The organism is Amycolatopsis granulosa, assembly GCF_011758745.1.
GTDB classification, from domain to species: Bacteria; Actinomycetota; Actinomycetes; order Mycobacteriales; family Pseudonocardiaceae; genus Amycolatopsis_E; species Amycolatopsis_E granulosa.
On sequence record NZ_JAANOV010000001.1, the window covers coordinates 2888065 to 2904805 of the forward strand.

19 protein-coding genes and 1 pseudogene are annotated in these 16741 nt (G+C 71.6%); 10 read left to right on the forward strand and 10 right to left on the reverse strand.

The window, feature by feature from the left end; all coding sequences use genetic code 11:
• Positions 1-393: 393 nt before the first annotated feature.
• The 4 genes from FHX45_RS13970 to FHX45_RS13985 all read right to left on the reverse strand — a co-directional run bounded on the left by FHX45_RS13970 (position 394) and on the right by FHX45_RS13985 (position 4758).
• The gene (locus tag FHX45_RS13970) at positions 394-1134 is read right to left on the reverse strand and encodes a phosphoglyceromutase (protein ID WP_167101063.1); all 741 of its coding nucleotides are present in this window, start codon (positions 1132-1134) and stop codon (positions 394-396) included.
• A 534-nt stretch (positions 1135-1668) separates the two neighbouring features.
• A complete protein-coding gene (locus FHX45_RS13975; RefSeq protein WP_167101066.1) occupies positions 1669-2181 on the reverse strand; it encodes a type III secretion system chaperone family protein in 513 nt (170 codons plus the stop codon).
• Positions 2178-3485 carry a D-inositol-3-phosphate glycosyltransferase gene (gene mshA / locus FHX45_RS13980; RefSeq protein WP_424923806.1) on the reverse strand — a complete coding sequence of 436 codons (1308 nt, stop codon included), beginning with the start codon at positions 3483-3485 and terminating at the stop codon, positions 2178-2180. The genes FHX45_RS13975 and mshA overlap by 4 nt, the downstream gene beginning before the upstream one ends.
• A 97-nt stretch (positions 3486-3582) precedes the next feature.
• On the reverse strand, positions 3583-4758 hold the full coding sequence (locus FHX45_RS13985) for an Ig-like domain-containing protein (RefSeq protein WP_167101069.1): 1176 nt from the start codon (positions 4756-4758) through the stop codon (positions 3583-3585).
• Positions 4759-4853: 95 nt separating this feature from the next.
• On the opposite strand from FHX45_RS13985, the gene FHX45_RS13990 reads away from it, so the two are divergent.
• A complete protein-coding gene (locus tag FHX45_RS13990; RefSeq protein WP_167101072.1) occupies positions 4854-5588 on the forward strand; it encodes an SDR family oxidoreductase in 735 nt (244 codons plus the stop codon).
• On the opposite strand, the gene FHX45_RS13995 is transcribed toward FHX45_RS13990, so the two are convergent.
• Positions 5589-6611 carry a UDP-N-acetylmuramate dehydrogenase gene (locus FHX45_RS13995; protein WP_167101075.1) on the reverse strand — a complete coding sequence of 341 codons (1023 nt, stop codon included), beginning with the start codon at positions 6609-6611 and terminating at the stop codon, positions 5589-5591. It abuts the gene before it with no gap.
• Between the two features lie 26 nt (positions 6612-6637).
• Here FHX45_RS13995 and FHX45_RS14000 point away from each other — a divergent pair, with 26 nt between their 5' ends.
• From FHX45_RS14000 to purU, 7 genes and pseudogenes are all read left to right on the forward strand, one after another.
• Positions 6638-7138, forward strand: coding sequence for a DUF2505 domain-containing protein (locus FHX45_RS14000; RefSeq protein WP_167101078.1), 501 nt, complete (start codon positions 6638-6640; stop codon positions 7136-7138).
• A complete protein-coding gene (locus tag FHX45_RS14005; protein ID WP_167101081.1) occupies positions 7117-7917 on the forward strand; it encodes a class I SAM-dependent methyltransferase in 801 nt (266 codons plus the stop codon). Before FHX45_RS14000 ends, FHX45_RS14005 begins: the two co-directional genes overlap by 22 nt.
• Positions 7918-8028: 111 nt before the next feature.
• On the forward strand, positions 8029-8754 hold the full coding sequence (locus FHX45_RS14010; RefSeq protein WP_167101084.1) for a GNAT family N-acetyltransferase: 726 nt from the start codon (positions 8029-8031) through the stop codon (positions 8752-8754).
• Between the two features lie 77 nt (positions 8755-8831).
• Positions 8832-9515 carry a 1-acyl-sn-glycerol-3-phosphate acyltransferase gene (locus FHX45_RS14015; protein WP_167101087.1) on the forward strand — a complete coding sequence of 228 codons (684 nt, stop codon included), beginning with the start codon at positions 8832-8834 and terminating at the stop codon, positions 9513-9515.
• A 103-nt stretch (positions 9516-9618) separates the two neighbouring features.
• Positions 9619-9930 (forward strand): annotated as a pseudogene (locus FHX45_RS28085) (VTT domain-containing protein); the annotation flags it as partial.
• 172 nt (positions 9931-10102) lie between these two features.
• Positions 10103-10843 (forward strand): maleylpyruvate isomerase family mycothiol-dependent enzyme, encoded by a 741-nt coding sequence (locus FHX45_RS14025; RefSeq protein WP_208405921.1) that lies wholly within the window; start codon positions 10103-10105, stop codon positions 10841-10843.
• 17 nt (positions 10844-10860) lie between these two features.
• The gene (gene purU, locus FHX45_RS14030) at positions 10861-11721 is read left to right on the forward strand and encodes a formyltetrahydrofolate deformylase (RefSeq protein WP_167101090.1); all 861 of its coding nucleotides are present in this window, start codon (positions 10861-10863) and stop codon (positions 11719-11721) included.
• Positions 11722-11744: 23 nt separating this feature from the next.
• Here the strand turns inward: purU and FHX45_RS14035 are convergent, their stop codons facing one another.
• The 3 genes from FHX45_RS14035 to FHX45_RS14045 form a co-directional block, all read right to left on the reverse strand.
• Positions 11745-12752, reverse strand: coding sequence for a zinc-binding dehydrogenase (locus FHX45_RS14035; RefSeq protein ID WP_167108914.1), 1008 nt, complete (start codon positions 12750-12752; stop codon positions 11745-11747).
• Positions 12753-12837: 85 nt separating this feature from the next.
• Positions 12838-13272, reverse strand: coding sequence for an SRPBCC family protein (locus FHX45_RS14040; protein WP_167101093.1), 435 nt, complete (start codon positions 13270-13272; stop codon positions 12838-12840).
• A gap of 110 nt (positions 13273-13382) precedes the next feature.
• On the reverse strand, positions 13383-14300 hold the full coding sequence (locus FHX45_RS14045) for an ABC transporter substrate-binding protein (RefSeq protein ID WP_167101096.1): 918 nt from the start codon (positions 14298-14300) through the stop codon (positions 13383-13385).
• Between the two features lie 116 nt (positions 14301-14416).
• Here FHX45_RS14045 and FHX45_RS14050 point away from each other — a divergent pair, with 116 nt between their 5' ends.
• The gene (locus FHX45_RS14050) at positions 14417-15103 is read left to right on the forward strand and encodes an ABC transporter permease subunit (RefSeq protein ID WP_167101099.1); all 687 of its coding nucleotides are present in this window, start codon (positions 14417-14419) and stop codon (positions 15101-15103) included.
• A complete protein-coding gene (locus FHX45_RS14055; RefSeq protein ID WP_208405922.1) occupies positions 15100-15825 on the forward strand; it encodes an ABC transporter permease in 726 nt (241 codons plus the stop codon). The genes FHX45_RS14050 and FHX45_RS14055 overlap by 4 nt, the downstream gene beginning before the upstream one ends.
• Here the strand turns inward: FHX45_RS14055 and FHX45_RS14060 are convergent.
• Together FHX45_RS14060 and FHX45_RS14065 are read right to left on the reverse strand one after the other, a co-directional pair.
• Positions 15822-16373 carry a YbaK/EbsC family protein gene (locus FHX45_RS14060; protein ID WP_167101105.1) on the reverse strand — a complete coding sequence of 184 codons (552 nt, stop codon included), beginning with the start codon at positions 16371-16373 and terminating at the stop codon, positions 15822-15824. The genes FHX45_RS14055 and FHX45_RS14060 overlap by 4 nt on opposite strands.
• A 37-nt stretch (positions 16374-16410) precedes the next feature.
• Positions 16411-16707, reverse strand: a complete 297-nt coding sequence (locus tag FHX45_RS14065; protein WP_167101108.1) for a DUF2516 family protein — start codon at positions 16705-16707, stop codon at positions 16411-16413.
• Between the last annotated feature and the right edge of the window lie 34 nt (positions 16708-16741).

Here is a 16741-nt window from a genome sequence, read left to right on the forward strand (position 1 = left end):
GTGACCATTCACCCCGTCGAGTCGCGCCAGTTCGTCTTCGGACAGCCGCAGCAACGCGGCCGGGCTGGCGAGCACGTTCGGGCCCTGGTGCACGGTGGTCCGCGGCCGAGCTGCCGATCGGCTCGTTGACCGAGTGGTCCAGGCCAGAACGCCAGGTCCGGTCCAGATCGTCCAGGTGCCGGGCGCAGCACCGCCGGCAACTCCGCCGGCGGCCACGCGTCCGGGTGCTGCACCGGCGCGGCCTGCTGGCGGACCTGCTGCTCAAGACGGCGATCGTGGCCGGCGCGGTCGTGGTGTTCGCGGTCTGCGAGGTGGTCCTGTGGCGGCGGATCGAGCGCCGAACGCGCGAACGGCCGGCTCCCGGGGCGGGAACCGGCCGTTGGCGGGTGCGGTCTAGCGGCCCTGGTTGGCCACGGCGGCAGCGGCCTCCGCGGCGGCGTCCGGGTCGAGGTAGGTGCCGCCGGGGGTGACCGGCTTCAGGTCGGCGTCGAGGTCGTAGCGCAGCGGGATGCCGGTGGGGATGTTCAGGCCGGCGATGTCGTCGTCGGAGATGCCGTCGAGGTGCTTGACCAGGGCACGCAGCGAGTTGCCGTGGGCGGCGACGAGCACGGTCCGGCCGGCGCGCAGGTCGGGCACGATCGCGGAGTCCCAGTAGGGCAGCAGGCGCGCCACCACGTCCTTGAGGCACTCGGTGAGCGGCGCGTCCGGCCCGTAACGCACGTCGGTGTCCTGGCTGAACTCGCTGCCGCGCTCGATCGGCGGCGGCGGCACGTCGTAGGAGCGGCGCCAGAGCATGAACTGCTCCTCGCCGAACTCGTCCCGGACCTGCTTCTTGTTCTTGCCCTGGAGCGCGCCGTAGTGCCGCTCGTTGAGGCGCCAGTCGCGGCGCACCGGGATCCAGTGCCGGTCGGCGACGTCGAGCGCGATGTTGGCGGTCGAAATCGCCCGGCGCAGCAGCGACGTGTGGACGACGTCCGGCAGCAGCCCGCTCTCGGCGAGCAGCTCACCGCCCTTGCGGGCCTCCTGCTGCCCGAGCTCGGACAGGGGCACGTCGACCCAGCCGGTGAACAGGTTCTCGGCGTTCCAGGTGCTCTGCCCGTGGCGGAGCAGCACCAGCGTCCCAAGTTCGGCCATACCGCTAGCCTGCCAGAACACGGCGAGCGACCGGATGACGGCCCACCGGGCAGCGGCCTTCTACGGACAGTGTGCCGCCACCCGGTAGAGGATCGCCCGACCGCTTTTTGACGCGCTGGGCCGCGGTCTTGAAAGTGACACTTACTGCACACCGTTAACACAGACAGTGAGAATCACTCGAACGGAGTAACCAGTAGTCTTGTGATTACTGGTGGACATCTGCCAAGTTGACTTACGTCCCGCTCGGCTGGAATTCCACGCACTCCCCAGCCGGTCGCGGGGTACGACCGCAGCCTGTCTCCCCCTGCCGGGCTGCGGCCCGCCGGCCCCGTTGGCACTCCCCCTCGCCACCGGGTCCAGAAGCGGCGGGAGCGTTCGCGGGGCGGCTTGAGTTCGCGACTCCCCCTCCCTCAAGCCGCCCCGCCCGCTCGTCCGCGTGCTCGCTCCGCTCGCCGCGGGCGGGCGTCACGGTGCGAGCTCCTCGCCTTGGCGGGCGCTGGGCGCGATGGGCGTGGACCAGCACGCCCCCCGCGGTTACTCAGTCAGGCTGCCGGGGTCATGGGGTTGTTCTGGCTCTATCAGATGCTTGAACGCCTGCAGGTTCGCGAGGCTCTCCCCGCGGCTCACCCGCCAGTCCCACTCCCGTTTGATGCTCGTCGCGAAGCCGAGTTCCAGGATCGTGTTGAAGTCGCCGTCGGCGGCTTCCAGCACCTGCCCGAGGATCTTGTCCAGCTCGGCCTCGGTGACCGTGCCCTTGCCGAACCGGCCCACCAGATAGATGTCCCCCAGCGCGTCGACCGTGTAGTGCACGCCGTAGAGCTTCGCGTTGCGGCGCAGCAGGAACCGGTACACCTGCTCGTGGTCCTCGTCCGGACGCCGGCACACGAACGCCTCCACGGCCAGCGCGTGCTCGCGCTCGATGAGCCACACGGTGGTCTGGAGCTTCTTGGTGCCGGGCAGGGTGACGAAGTACTTCCCCTCGTCCTTGCGGTCGTAGGCCAGCCCGGCCTCGTCCAGCGCGGTCCGGATCGTCTTGTCCAGCGTCATACCGCGACCTCCTCGTGCAGCGCGGCCAGCGTGCGCGAAGCCGCCGCGTACGTCTCCAGCAAGGCGTCCGTGGTGCGTGCCCAGGAGAAGCGCCGCGCGTGCACCAGCGCGTTCTCGGCCAGCTCGTCCCGCCGGGCCGGCCGCAACGCGACGCTGGCCAGCGCACCGGCCCACTCCCGCGCGTCGTGCGAGGGCACCAGCAGCCCGGACACGCCGTGCGCGACCGCCACCGGAAGACCGCCGACCTCGGCCGCCACCACCGGCGTCCCGCACGCCTGCGCCTCGAGCGCGACCAGGCCGAACGACTCGTTGTAGCTCGGCACCGCCACCACGTCCGCGGCGCGGTACACCTCCGCCAGCCGTTCACCCGGCTGCGGTGGCAGGAACCGCACCACGTCCTGGATACCCAGCGAAACCGCCAGCTCACGCAGGGCCTGCGGCTGCTCCAGCCCGGTGCCCGACGGGCCGCCCACCACCAGCACCACCAGCCGCTCCCGCAGCCCGGGACGGCGCCGCAGGAGGTGCGCCGCCGCGTGCAGCAGCACGTCGGGAGCCTTGAGCGGCTGGATGCGGCCGGCGAAGGCCAGCACCACCGCGTCGCGCGGCAGACCGAACCGTCGTCGCGCCCCGGCCCGCGAACCGGGCACGAACCGGTTCAGGTCCACGCCGGGCGCGACCGTGTGCACCCGCTCCGGATCGGCCCTGTAGAGCTCCACCAGCTGCCGCGCCTCGACCGGCGTGTTCGCGACCAGCCGGTCGGCCTCGGCGACCACCTGCTCCTCGCCGATCACCCGGGTCCGCGGCTCGGGCTTGTCGCCGGCCGCGAGCGCCGCGTTCTTGACCTTCGCCAGCGTGTGCGCGGTGTGCACCAGCGGCACGCCCCAGCGATCGCGCGCGAGCCACCCCACCTGGCCGGACAGCCAGTAGTGCGAATGGATCAGGTCGTAGTAGCCCGGCTCGTGGAACGCCTCGGCGCGCAGCACGCCCGAGGTGAACGCGCACAGCTGCGCGGGCAGCTCGTCACGGCCCAGCGGTTCGAACGGGCCGGCCGGGATGTGCCGCACCAGCACCCCGGGCGCCAGCTCGGCGACCGGCGGCTGGTCGGACGAGGTCGCGCGGGTGAACACCTCGACGGCGATGCCGCGCCGGGCCATTTCGACGGCGGTGTGCGTGATGTAGACGTTCATGCCGCCGGCGTCCCCGGTGCCGGGCTGTTCCAGGGGTGACGTGTGCACCGACAGCACCGCGACCCTGCGCGGCGAAGGCGTCTGCGTCCAGCGGGATCCGCGCAGCGAGATCGTCACCTGGTTCAACTCCCGTGTCAGTCTGTCCGCATCGGGGCGGTGCCTGTGCACGACAACGCTCACCGGCCTCCGCCATCTTCCCAGCGGGGTGAAACCGTCACAGAGCCGACTTGGCCCGCCAGGCGTTCCAGCTGACCAGCCAGTCCATGACGTCGGAGTTGACGACCGGGCCCAGGCGGGAGCCGGTGATCTCCACCGGATCGCCGATCAGTGCCGAATCGAAGTAGTCCTTGGCGTCGGCCTCCAGCAGGTTGACGCAGCCGTGCGAGGTGTTGGCGCGCCCGATGTTGGCCGCGTTGTCCTGGTTCTCGTGGATGAACTCGCCGTGGTTGGAGATGCGGCAGGCCCACTTCTTGTTGACGTTGGTGTAGCCGTAGCGCGCGTTGTCGAAGATCGCACTCGGCTCCTTGGTCATGACGATGTAGGTGCCGTTCGGCGTGTTGCGATTCACATCGGAATCGAGCCCGTTGCTGCACGGGTAGCTCTTGGCCAGCGCGCCGCCGCGGTAGACGTTCATCTTGTGGTCCGGAGTGTTGATCTTGACCACCTGGTTGCGGCCGATCTTGAACTCGGTGGTGACATCGGCCCGCGGGTAGACGCCACCGCCGAGGTCCACGCCGTAGAGCTTCGCCTCGACCTTGACCTTCGTGTTCGCCGGCCAGTACTCCTTCGGCCGCCAGTCGACCTGCTGGTCGGACAGCCACCCCCAGGAGCCCTCGACATCGGTCGAGGTCTCGATCTTCAACGCCCGCTCCACCGCGGCCTTGTTCTTGACCGCGCTGGTGAACTTCACGCTCACCGGCATCCCCACGCCGACCGTCGCGTTGTCGGCCGGGTTCAGCGTGACCCGCGCCGTCGAGGCCGGCTTGAGGGTGCGGAAGCTGCCGGACAGCTGCACCGGCTTGCCGTCGGTGCCGGTGGCCGACGCGGCGTAGGTGTAGGTCTTGTCGTAGCCGAGGGTCTCGCTGCTGGTCCAGGTGGTCTTGTCGGCGCTGAGCGCCCCCGCGACGGCCTTGCCGTCGGGGTTGGTGAGCTTGACCTCGGTGAGCGTGCCCTGCGCGACCTTCACCGTGACCGGCTGCAGCACGGGCACGTCCCGGGCGTCCACGGCCGGCTCGGCGGTGATGACCGCCACCGGCTTGGTCTCCGCCGGCGCGCCGCCCCCGGTGTCCTGCCCGCCGCCACCACCGTCACCACCGCTGGTGCAGGCCGCGGCCATGGTCGCCGCGCCCGTGGCGAGCGCGGCCTTGAAGACCGTGCGCCTCTCGATCACCCTGTACCTCCGCACTCCGTACTTCTCCTCAAGCGTCCAGCGACGCTCGGCCCTGCCGCGTTACCGGCCCGTCCCCCGCTGGGAGTATGTGCGGTATGACGACCAAGCGAACCGCCGTGATCACCGGCGCCAGCGCGGGTATCGGCGAGGCGACCGCTCGCGCTCTCGCCGAAGCCGGGTTCCACGTCGTGCTCGGGGCTCGCCGCCTCGACCGCCTGGAAAAACTGGCCGCCGATCTGTCCGGAACCGCACACGTACTGGACGTCACCGACCCCGATTCGGTTGCGGCGTTCGTCCAGCGGGTTCCAGATTGCCACGTTCTCGTCAACAACGCGGGTGGTGCGCGTGGTCTGGAGCACGTGGCGGACGCCGACGAGGACCATTGGCGCTGGATGTGGGAGGTCAACGTCCTCGGCACGCTGCGCATGACGAAAGCGCTGCTGCCGAAGCTGATCGCCTCCGGTGACGGTCATGTCGTGACCGTCACCTCGATCGCAGGCCACGAGGTGTACGCGGGCGGTTCCGGCTACACCTCGGCCAAGCACGCCCAGTCGGCGCTGCACCGCACGCTGCGGTTGGAGCACCTGGGCGACCCGATCCGGATCACCGAGATCGCGCCGGGGCTGGTCGAGACCGACTTCTCCGCCAACCGCTTCGACGGCGACACCGACCGCGCGAAGAAGGTGTACGCGGGGCTGACCCCGCTGACCGCGCGGGACGTGGCGGAGGTCATCGCGTTCGCGGTGACCCGGCCGCCGCACGTGAACCTGGACACCATCGTGCTGAAGCCCCGCGCGCAGCTCGACGGCACCCGCGCGCACCGCATCTGATCACAGGGAGCAGTTGATCAGCAGTGGTTCGGGACGGAGGGTGACACCGAAGCGGTCGCGCACGCCGTCCCGAACCTCGCGCGCCAGCGCCAGCAGATCGGCGGTGCTGGCCGGGCCCCGGTTGGTCAGGGCGAGCGTGTGCTTGGTGGACAACGCCACGCGCCCGCCCGGCCCCGGATGCCCCTTGGCGAACCCGGCCCGCTCGATCAACCAGGCCGCGGACAGCTTCACCCCGCCGTCGGCCGGGTACCGCGGCATCTCGACACCCACCAGTGCCCGCGGGATCTCGGCGACGATCGGGTTGGTGAAGAACGAGCCGGCGCTCCACGTGTCGTGGTCGGCCGGGTCCAGCACCATCCCCTTGCCGCGGCGCAGCGTCAGCACCGCTTCGCGGGCCCGCGCCGCCGGGACCCGCGCCCCCGGTTCGACGCCGAGCGTGCGGGCCAGCTCGGCGTAGCGGATCGGCGCCGACAGCCCGTCCCCGCGCAGCGCGAAGCGCACGCTGAGGACGATGCCCGCGTCGGTGCCCTTGAGCACGCTGGTGCGGTAGCCGAAACCCAGCTCGTCCGCGGTCATCCGGCGCACCTCGCCGGTGCGGCGGTCGTAGCAGTCGATCGAGGTGAGCAGCTCGGCGACCTCGCAGCCGTAGGCGCCGACGTTCTGGATCGGGGTCGCCCCGACCGAGCCGGGGATGCCGGACAGGCATTCCAGCCCGCCGAACCCGGCCTCGACGGTCGCCGCGACGAACTCGTCCCAGTTCTGCCCGGCCGCGACCTCGACCTCGGTGCCGTCGATGCGCCAGCCGCGGGTCGCGATCTTCACCACCGTGCCGGGGAAGCCCGCGTCACCGACGACGAGGTTCGACCCGCCGCCGAGCAGCAGCACCGGCCCGTCGGCGGAGCGCACCGCGTCCAGCAGCTCGGCGGTGGTCCCGGCCACCGCGAACGCGCGCGCCGGGCCGCCCAGCCGCAGCGTGGTGTGGTCGGCCAGGGTCGTCTGGGTCGGTGTTTCGAGACGGCTCACGAGGACAAACGGTACTGTCTGGCCCCATGGCATCCCGTATCGAGCACCGTGCGGAGTACGCGTACGGCGTCTCCGAGGTGTTCCGGGCCGAGACCGGTGAAGAGGCGCTGAAGGCGCGTCTGGCCGAGATCGGCGGCAAGAACAGCGCCCTGCTCAGCCACTCCGCGGACGAGAACGGCGCACGCTACCAGCTGCGCCAGGGGATCGAGGCGGACAAGCTGCCGCCGATCGTGCGCAAGCTGCAGCCCGGCGACCTCTACGTCGACCGGGAGCACACGTTCACCCGCGACGGTGACGGTTACACGGGTACCGCGCGGGCGACGGTGAGCGGGATGCCGGGCGAGATCACCGCGCGCACCGAGATCCGGCCGGCGGGTGACGGCACCGTGGTGCAGACCCGCGGTGAGGTCAAGGTCCGGATCCCGCTGGTCGGTGGCAAGCTGGAGAGCTTCGTCGCCGCCGAGCTGACCACCCTGCTCGCCCGCGAGGCCGAGTTCAGCCGCGAATGGCTGGGGCGCGCCCGGTAGGCGCGCCGACCCGGGGAACCACGAATCCCAACCGCCTCCGCCGCGTCGACCGCTGGCTGGCCGGTGCCCCCGAGGTGGCGGCCGCGCTGCGCCGCGCGCCGGACCCGCTCGTCGTGGACCTCGGGTACGGCGCGTCCCCCGTGACCACGGTCGAGCTGGCTGCCCGGCTGCGCCGCGCGCACCCGCGGATCCGGGTGCTCGGGCTGGAGATCGATCCGGCGCGGGTCGCGGCGGCCCGGCCGGCCGCGCACCCGCCGGTCCTGGAGTTCCGGCAGGGCGGGTTCGAGCTCGCCGGTACCCGGCCGGTGCTCGTGCGCGCGTTCAACGTGCTGCGCCAGTACCCCGAGGACGAGGTCGCGGGCGCGTGGAAGCTGGTCCTGGACCGGCTCGCGCCGGGCGGGTTGTTCGTCGAGGGGACCTGCGACGAGATCGGCCGGCTGTCCACCTGGGTCACCCTCGACGCCGACGGCCCGCGTACGCTCACCTTGTCGTGCCACGTCGGCTCGCTCGACCAACCGTCCACTTTGGCCGAGCGGCTGCCGAAGGCGCTGATCCACCGCAACGTCGCGGGCGAAGGCGTGCACGACCTGATGTCCACACTGGACACGTGCTGGGCCACCGCCGCACCGCACCAGGCGTTCGGTGCCCGCGCCCGGTGGCTGGAGACCGTGCGCCTGCTCGCCGCGCGCGGCTGGCCGGTGCTGACCCGGCCGCGCCGGATCCGGCTCGGCGAGCTGACCGTGCCGTGGGACCGGGTCGCCCCGGGTGGCAGCGGGTAGGGCTGCCCCTACTTCGGTAGGAGGGACACCACGTACGGGGCTTCCCCGGGTTGTCCCTGATCTTGCCGGAAGTCCCTGGTCCCGCGGTCCTCGCCGGGACACGATCGGCGCATGACCACGACGCTCACCAGCACCCAGTACGAAACCGCCATCACCACGGACCGCGACGTCGTCCGGGCGTGCCAGCGCCTGCGGCACGAGGTGTTCACCACCGAGTTCGGTGCCGCACCGCGCCCGAGCGGCCTGGACACCGACGAGTTCGACGAGGTGTGCGAACACCTCGCCGTGTTCTCCGGCGGCGAGGTCGTCGGCACCTACCGGCTGCTGCCGCCCGGCCGGACCACCCGGCTGTACTCGCAGTCGGAGTTCGACCTGGACGGTGTGGCGCCGCTGCGGCCGCACCTGGTGGAGACCGGCCGTTCGTGCGTACGCCCGGACCACCGCTCCGGTGGCGTGATCAACCTGATGTGGGCGGCGATGGCGCGCTACGTCGTCGGCCACGGCTACCGCTACCTCGCCGGCTGCGCCTCGGTGTCGCTCGCCGACGGCGGCACCTCGGCCGCGGCCACCTGGGCGCTCGCGCAGGCCCGCCACCGCCCCCCGGACGACCTGCGCGTCGCACCGCACCGGCCGTGGCTGCCTCTCCCGCGGACCGGGCGTGCGCCGAGCTACGCCCAGGTGCCCCCGCTGCTGCGCGGTTACCTGCGCCTGGGTTCGTGGGTGTGCGGGCCGCCCGCCCACGACGCGGACTTCGCCGTTGCCGACTTCTTCACCGTGCTGGCGGTCGACGAGATCAACGAGCGCTACCGCCGGTACTTCCTCGGGGACGATGCATGAACCCGTGGGACGTGACTTCACCTTGTACCCCTCACTGCGTCACCCACCGGCTGCCTGAGGTCGGCACACTGCGAAGCGTGCGACGGTGGATGGGGCTCGGCGCGGTCCTCGCCGGCGTGCGGCGGGGGAACCTGCAGCCGCACGCCCGCGGTGTGCTCGACGCCCTCGGCGTCACGCTGGAGGCGAACACCGACCTGCTGCGCGTCCCCGCCGGCACCGGAACGCTGATCGTGGCCAACCACGTGTCCTGGCTGGACATCGTCGCGGTGCTCGCGGTCGATCCGGTCGGGTTCCTGGCCAAGCGCGAGGTGCGCTCCTGGCCGCTGATCGGCTCGCTCGCGCAGGCCTGCGGCACCCGGTTCATCGCCCGCCGCGAACTGCGCGAACTGCCGGCGGTGGTCGCCGGGCTGGCGGACGCGCTGCGGGCAGGCGAATCGGTCGTGGTGTTCCCGGAGGGCACGACGTGGTGCGGCGGCACGGGCGGCACGTTCCGGCGGGCCGCGTTCCAGGCGGCGATCGACGCCGGTGCGCCCGTGCGGCCGGTGACCTTCGAGTACGCGCAGGGCGGACAGCCGAGCACGGTCGCGGCGTTCGTCGGCGACGACGCGCTCCTGCCGTCGCTGAACCGGGTCACGCGCGCCCGCGACCTGCGCATCAGCCTGACCGCGCACCCGCCGCTCGACCCGCTCGGGGACCGGCGGGAGCTGGCCGCGCGGGCGCAGGACGCGGTCCGCGCCACCCGGGTCCCGGCCCATGCTTGACTTCCTCGACCACCTCGGCGAGCTGCTGCAGAGCACGCTCGGGTCGCCGTGGCTGTGGCTGATCGTGTTCGCGGTCGCCGGGCTCGACGCGCTGCTGCCGTTCATGCCGAGCGAGACGACGGTGATCACGGTCGCCGTGCTGCTCGGCACGGACCTGCCGAAGCTGGCGTTGCTCGCGCTGCTCGCGGCTGCCGGGGCGCTAGCCGGGGACTGCCTGTCACACGCGGTCGGCCGCGGTGCCGCGCCGGCGCTGACCCGGTGGCTGCGGGCGGGCGAGCAGGACCGCTACGAGTGGGCTCGCGACCAGGTCGAGCGCAACGCGGGCCTGCTGATCGTCGCCGGCCGGTACCTGCCCGGCGGCCGGGTGGCGAGCGGGCTGGCGACCGGCAGCATGGGCGTGCCGTGGGCGCGGTTCGTCACACTCGACGCACTGGGGGCCGGGATCTGGGCCGTCTACAGCGTGGTGATCGGCGCCATCGGTGGCGCGAGCTTCGACGGTCAGCCGGCCAAGGGACTGCTGCTGTCGTTCGGGATCGGGCTGCTCATGGTCGGTGTCATCGAGGTGGTGCGGCGGATACGCTCTCGGCATGGAGCACGCCTCGTACCTCGCGATCATCGCGAACCAGAGCAGGGAGCTGTGGGCGGCGGCGGCGAAGGCGGGGCCGGAGGCCCCGGTGCCGACCTGTCCGAAGTGGACTGTCCAGCACCTCGTCGCCCATCTGGCCAAGGTCCATTCCTGGGTCCGCTCGGCACTCACCGACCCGACCGGCGAGAACGTGCGCCGCGGGCAGCCGCCCGAAGACTGGACTGAGCTCCTGGAGTGGTCGGCGGAGCAGATGACCGCCATGGTCGACGAGCTCGCCGACCCGTCCGCACCCGCATGGCTGCCCTTCACCCGCTTCGAGCAGAACGCCGGGTCCTGGGCCCGGCGGCAGGCGCACGAGACCGCGATCCACCGGCTCGACGCCGAGCACGCGCTCGCCGGCAGCGCCGATCCCTCGTCGGTCCCGTCGCTGGTGTTCGACCCGGAGTTCGCCGCGGACGGCATCGACGAACTGATCGCCTGGATTCTGCCCACCCGGGCGAAGTGGGACCGGTTCACGGTCTCCGGCTCGGTGCTGGTGCACGCCGCCGACGCCGGCCGCATGTGGCGGGTCGTGCTGCACCCCGGCGAACCGGCGACGATCGACCCGGTGACCGCGGCGTTCGAGGCCGACGTGACCATCGCGGGCACGGCCGACGCCGTGTACCGGCGGGTGTGGGGACGGCCCAGTCACGCCTCGGTGGCCGGTGACGTGAGTCTCCTGGCGCCCCTGGCCGCGCCGTGAGCGGGGAAGATGGTGCGGTGTCCGAACGACGTTATGTGATCACCTTCGGCTGTCCCGACCGCACCGGCATCGTCGCGCGCGTCGCGTCGTTCCTCGCCGACAACGGCGGCTGGATCGTCGAGGCCGCCTACCACACCGACCCGGACACCGGCTGGTTCTTCACCCGCCAGGAGGTCAGGGCGGATTCGCTGCCGTTCGGAGTGGACGAACTGCGGTCCCGCTTCGCCGAGGTGGCCACGTCCCTGTCGGCGGAGTCGAACTGGCGCGTGGAGGACACGGCCGAGCGACGCCGCGTGGTGATCCTGGTGTCGAAGGAAGGGCACTGCCTCTACGACCTGCTGGGCCGGGTCGCGGCCGGTGAGCTGGACGTCGACGTGCGGGCGGTGATCGGCAACCACGACAACCTGGCCGACATCACCCGGGCGCACGGGATCCCGTTCCACCACGTGCCGTTTCCCGCCGGGGACAAGGCGGAGGCGTTCAGCGAGGTGCGCAAGCTGGTCGACGAGCACGATCCGCACGCCGTCGTGCTGGCGCGGTTCATGCAGATCCTGCCGCCCGAGCTGTGCCGGGCGTGGTCCGGCCGGGCGATCAACATCCACCACAGCTTCCTGCCGTCGTTCATCGGCGCGCGGCCGTACCACCAGGCGCACCGGCGCGGGGTGAAGCTGGTCGGCGCGACCTGCCACTACGTCACCGCCGACCTGGACGCCGGGCCGATCATCGAGCAGGACGTGATCCGCGTCGACCACGGCGACACCGTGCCGGATCTGGTGCGCAAGGGCCGCGACATCGAGAAGGTCACGCTCGCGCGCGGGCTGCGCTGGCACCTGGAAGGCCGCGTTCTCGTGCACGGCAACCGCACGGTGGTGTTCTAGGCCCGGCGATCGCGCCGGGCGGATCAGAGCCGGACGAGCATCTTGCCGGTGTTGGCCCCGGCCAGGAGGTCCAGGAACGCCTGCGGCGCGTTCCGCAGCCCCTCGACGATCGTCTCCTCGTACTTCAGCTCGCCGGAGCGGACCAGCGGGGCGACCTCGTCGAGGAACGTCGCCTGCAGGTCGTAGTGGTCGCTGACCAGGAACCCGCGGATGCCGAGCCGTTTGCCGATGATCTGGCCCAGGTTCCGCGGCGCGGCGGGCGGCTCGGTGAGGTTGTAGATGGAGATCATGCCGCACACCGCGAACCGGGCGTGCACGTTGGCCGAAGCGATCGCGGCCTCCAGGTGCTCGCCGCCGACGTTGTCGAAGTACACGTCGATGCCCTCGGGCGCGGCCTGCGCCAGCTGTTCGGCGACCGGCCCGTCCTTGTAGTTGAACGCGGCGTCGAAACCGAGGTCGTCGGTCAGGTGCCGGACCTTCCCGGCGGACCCGGCGCTGCCGACGACCCGTCCGGCGCCCTTGAGCTTCGCGAGCTGACCGGCGACGGACCCGACCGCGCCGGCCGCACCGGAGACGAACACGGTGTCGCCCGGCCGGAACTTCGCGATCTCCATCAGCCCGGCGTAGGCGGTGAGGCCGGTCATCCCGAGCACGCCGAGGTACGCCTCGCGCGGCGCCGCCCCGGCGTCGATCTTCGCTGCCTGCTCCGGCGTGACGACCGCGTGCGACCGCCAGCCGAATCCGTGCAACACCAGGTCACCCGGCCGCAGCGCGTCCGTGTTCGACTCGACGACCACACCGACCGCGCCGCCCAGCATCACCTTGCCGACCTCGTAGGGCGGCACGTACGACTTGGCCGAGCTCATCCGGCCCCGCATGTAGGGGTCGACGCTGATCTCCAGATTGCGAACCAGCGCCTGGCCGTCGCCCGGCCGGGGCACCTCGACGTCGACGATGTCGAAGTTGTCGAGCGTCGGTGCGCCGTGCGGACGGGAAGCGAGCCGGATCTCGGTCGCGGTGGTGCTCACGATGACTCCTGGTGCCGTGGGATGTGGTCCACCGGCGCCAACGCGCTAACCGGGGCAGCGACCCGGGTTCGTGTCCGAAGCCACCGGCTCAGACGAGCTCGGCCAGCTTGGCCAGCACACCGTCGTAGATCCGCCGCAGCCCGGCCGGCGCGAAGGTCTTCTCGAAGAAGCCGCCGATGCCCCCGGCGCCCTGCCAGGTGGTCTCGATCCGGACGACGCTGCGCTCGCCCACGGGCCGCACCGTCCAGGTGGTGACCATGCTGGAGTTGGCGTCGGTCTCGACCAGGGTGCCCGCTTCCGGCTCCGTCACACTCGCCGCGACGTCCCGCACCCGCTTCGAGGTGGCCTGCAACTTCCACTTCGCCTTGGTGCCGGCCCCGGTCCCGCCCTCGACCACCTCGTAGTCGCGGTACTGCTCGGTCAGGATCTTCGGCCGGGTCTCGGCGTAGTCGGCGACGAGTGCCCGCACCTTCTCGGCCGGCGCGTCGATCGTCCGTTCCGCGGTGGCCGTGACCTTCGCCATAACGCCTCCTGATCTGCTCGAACTCCGTTGCCCGCGACTCTAGGACCCCCGCCGCGGGGAGCTGTGGCCGCGGTGCCGGTGGCGGCGCGGAACGCCGCCACCGGAGCGGATCAGATCAGGCCCTGTCCGCGCAGCCAGTCCTTCGCCACGTCGGCCGCCTGGTCGCCGTCCTCGTCGACCTGCTTGTTCAGCTCCCGCAGCTGGTCGGTGGTCAGTTTCGCGCTCACCGCGTTGACCGCCGCCGCGAAGTCCGCGCCGCGCTCGTCCAGCACCTTCTTGTTCACCGCGGGCACGATGTTCTCGGTGGCCACGATGTGCTGGTCGTCCTCCAGCGCGGTGAAATCGGAGCTGCCGACCAGCGGGTTCACCGAGTCGAGCGGGATGACCGTGACCGCACCCGAACGCAGCTGCTCGACCCGCGGACCGGACTCCTGGATGCTCGAGAACGTGGCGTTCAGCTTGTAGACGTCCCGGAAGCCGACGAAGCAGTTGGCCCGGGTGCCGCACTCCGGCGGCCCGCCGAGGACCACCTTGTCCAGCTTCTTCAGATCGCTGATCGTCTTCAGCCCGTGCTGCTGCGCGAGGTCCGACTTCACCACGTAGGTGTTCTTGTTCTCGGCCGGCGCGTAGTCGAGCAGCCCGACGCCGGACGGCGCGAACAGCTCGGCCAGCTTCGCGTGCTCGGACGCCGCGTCGGTGGGCGCCTGCTCGTTGAAGCCGGAGCTGATGGCCGCACCCTGGTACTCGGGGATGAACTGCAGCTCGCCCGACTTCAGCGACGGGTACACCAGCTCACGCGAGCCTATGTTGAACTTCCGCTGGACCGGATAACCCTTCGCCTCCAGCGCCTGCGAATACACCTCCGCCAGGATCTGGCTGTCCGTGAAGTTGAAGGACGCCACCACGATCGGCGCGCCGCCCTTGCCCGGCTGCGCCGACCCGCTGTCGCCGCCACCGCCGCACGCCGTCAGCCCCAGGACCGCTACCGCGAGCGCCCCCGCCGCCCGCAGGCTCCGTGTCCATCGCATACCTGTTCACCCTCCAGTGCCGTTCGTCAGAGCGACCCTAACCGCAACCACCGACAGAATTCACATCGTGAGATCGCACGCCGGTGGTTGTCGGCCCCCGCCCGTATGCTCGCCGCGTGAGCGAGTACCTGCTGGCCGCGGGCGATCGGCCGCTGTTCGAGTGGCGCTGGGTCGAGCGCAACGCGGACCAGATCGTGCAGCGCCTCGGCGAGCACCTGGCGCTGACCGCCGCCGCGCTCGCGATCGGGCTGGTGGTGTCCCTGGCGCTGGCCGTGCTGTCGCTGCGGTGGCGCTGGTTCTACGCGGTCGCACTGGGCACGGCGGGCGCGCTCTACGTGATCCCCAGCCTGGGTGCGTTCGCCCTGCTGGTGCCGTTCTTCGGGCTGTCGTTCACCACCGCGGTGATCCCGCTCGCCACGTACACGCTGCTGATCCTGCTGCGCAACATCGTCACCGGCATCCAGCAGGTGCCCGAGGAGGTCCGGGAAGCCGCGATCGGCATGGGCTTCACGAGGGTGCGCCTGCTGCTGCAGGTCGAGTTCCCGCTGGCGCTGCCGGTGGTCGTGGCCGGGCTGCGGGTGGCGGCGGTCACCACGATCGGGCTGGTCACGGTCACCGCGATGCTCGGGATGGGCGGTCTGGGCTTCTTCATCCGGCAGGGCATCCAGACGACCACACCGAACCCGACGGCGATCATCGTCGGGATCGGACTGTCCATCGTGCTCGCCGTGCTGGTCGACGCGTTGTTGTGGCTGAGTGAACGGGCGCTCGCCCCGTGGGCGCGGAAGGCGGGCCGGGCATGAACGCGGTCGAGCAGGCGCTGGACTGGCTGGGCCGGCCGGGCCGGTGGAGCTGGACGGACCCGGCCGGCATCCCGTACCGGACGGTGGAGCACCTCGGGTTCTCGGTGTTGTCGCTGCTCGTCGCGGCGGCCCTCGCCGTGCCGTCCGCACTGCTGCTGGCGCACTTCCGCCGCGGCGCGTTCCTGGCGAGCAGCGCGGTGAACATCGGCCGGGCGATCCCGAGCTTCGGCCTGATCATCCTGTTCTGGTACCTGGCGAGCAGGTGGGGCGTCGGCACGTCGTTCTGGCCCTTGCTGCTGGCACTGGTGGCGCTCGCGCTGCCGCCGTTGTTCAGCAACACCTACGCGGGCGTGGTGTCGCTCGAGCCGGACGCGGTGGACGCGGCGCGTGGCATCGGCCACACCGAGCGGCAGATCATGCTGCGGATCGAGCTGCCCCTGGCGCTGCCGGTGGTCCTGGCCGGTGCGCGGGTGGCGTTCCTGCAGCTCGTGGCGACCGTCGCGATCGGCGCGATCGTCAACGACGGCGGGGGCCTGGGCCGCTTCATCGTGGACGGGTTCGCGCAGGGCGCGGGCGGCTACGGCGAGATCCTCGCCGGGGGCCTCGCGGTCATCGTGCTGGCCCTCGCGTGCGAGGGCGTGTTCGCCCTGCTGGAGCGGTTCGCGGTGCCGCGGGGCCTCATCCTCTCCCGACGCACGACACTGACGACCCGCCCCGCCTAGCTCACCGGCTTCGCCAGTCCCTCAATCACCTCGGCCCCGGGCAGCGAGGCCAGCAGCTCCCCGGTGACCAGCAGCTTCCCGCCGCGCGTACCGCTGCCGATGACGAGTTCGGGCGAGTCCGCGACGGCCTTGTCGACGAGGATCGGCCAGTCCGCGGGCAACCCGACCGGCGTGATGCCCCCGTAGGCCATCCCGGTGAGTTCGACCGCCTCGTCCGTCGGCGCGAAGGACGCCTTGCGGACGTCGAGACGCCGTTTGATGACGCCGTTGACGTCGGCGCGGGTCGTGGCGAGCACCAGCGCGGCGGCGAAGCGCACCTCCCCGGCCCGCTTGCCGGAGACGACGACGCAGTTCGCGGAGGCCGACAGCGGCGAGGAGTAGGCGTCGCAGAACGCGGCGGTGTCGGCCAGGCCGGGATCGATCTCGACGACACCGGCCTGGGTGTCGTCGAGAGTGGCGAGCGCCTTGGCGACGGGCTCGGCCAGCAGGTCGGTGCGTTCGGTGGCCGGGTGGACGGTCAGCGTCCCGGCGATGCTCCAGGTCCTCACGACCGCCAGGATAGGCGGTGCCGGTCCCGGAGGCGGTTCACCAGTTCTTGCCGCCGCGCTGGACCTCGATGAGCCGCGGCCGCACGTCCACGAGGTAGACCAGCACGGCCACGAGCCCGGCCAGCCAGAAGAAACTCCCGGCGCCGACGAACTGGAACAACCCCATGGCGATGGTGCCCGCACCCGTGATGGCCAGCCAGATGGGCTTGGTCTTGCGGTCCGCGGCCTGGTAGGCGTCCGCGCGCTGGACGAGTGCGTGGATGAACGCACCCACGCCAACCGCTGTGCCGGCCCAGCTGATGACCTGCAAGATCCAGAACGCGATGAACGGCACCTTCCCAGCCTACGTCCCTTCGCCCCCATCGTCC

Coding starts and splice junctions, on each gene's coding strand:
- FHX45_RS13970 (WP_167101063.1), bottom strand. CDS start 1,134: ATGGCCGAACTTGGGACGCTGGTGCTGCTCCGCCACGGGCAGAGCACC.
- FHX45_RS13975 (WP_167101066.1), bottom strand. CDS start 2,181: ATGACGCTGGACAAGACGATCCGGACCGCGCTGGACGAGGCCGGGCTG.
- FHX45_RS13990 (WP_167101072.1), top strand. CDS start 4,854: ATGACGACCAAGCGAACCGCCGTGATCACCGGCGCCAGCGCGGGTATC.
- FHX45_RS14000 (WP_167101078.1), top strand. CDS start 6,638: ATGGCATCCCGTATCGAGCACCGTGCGGAGTACGCGTACGGCGTCTCC.
- FHX45_RS14005 (WP_167101081.1), top strand. CDS start 7,117: ATGGCTGGGGCGCGCCCGGTAGGCGCGCCGACCCGGGGAACCACGAAT.
- FHX45_RS14010 (WP_167101084.1), top strand. CDS start 8,029: ATGACCACGACGCTCACCAGCACCCAGTACGAAACCGCCATCACCACG.
- FHX45_RS14025 (WP_208405921.1), top strand. CDS start 10,103: ATGGAGCACGCCTCGTACCTCGCGATCATCGCGAACCAGAGCAGGGAG.
- FHX45_RS14040 (WP_167101093.1), bottom strand. CDS start 13,272: ATGGCGAAGGTCACGGCCACCGCGGAACGGACGATCGACGCGCCGGCC.
- FHX45_RS14045 (WP_167101096.1), bottom strand. CDS start 14,300: ATGCGATGGACACGGAGCCTGCGGGCGGCGGGGGCGCTCGCGGTAGCG.
- FHX45_RS14055 (WP_208405922.1), top strand. CDS start 15,100: ATGAACGCGGTCGAGCAGGCGCTGGACTGGCTGGGCCGGCCGGGCCGG.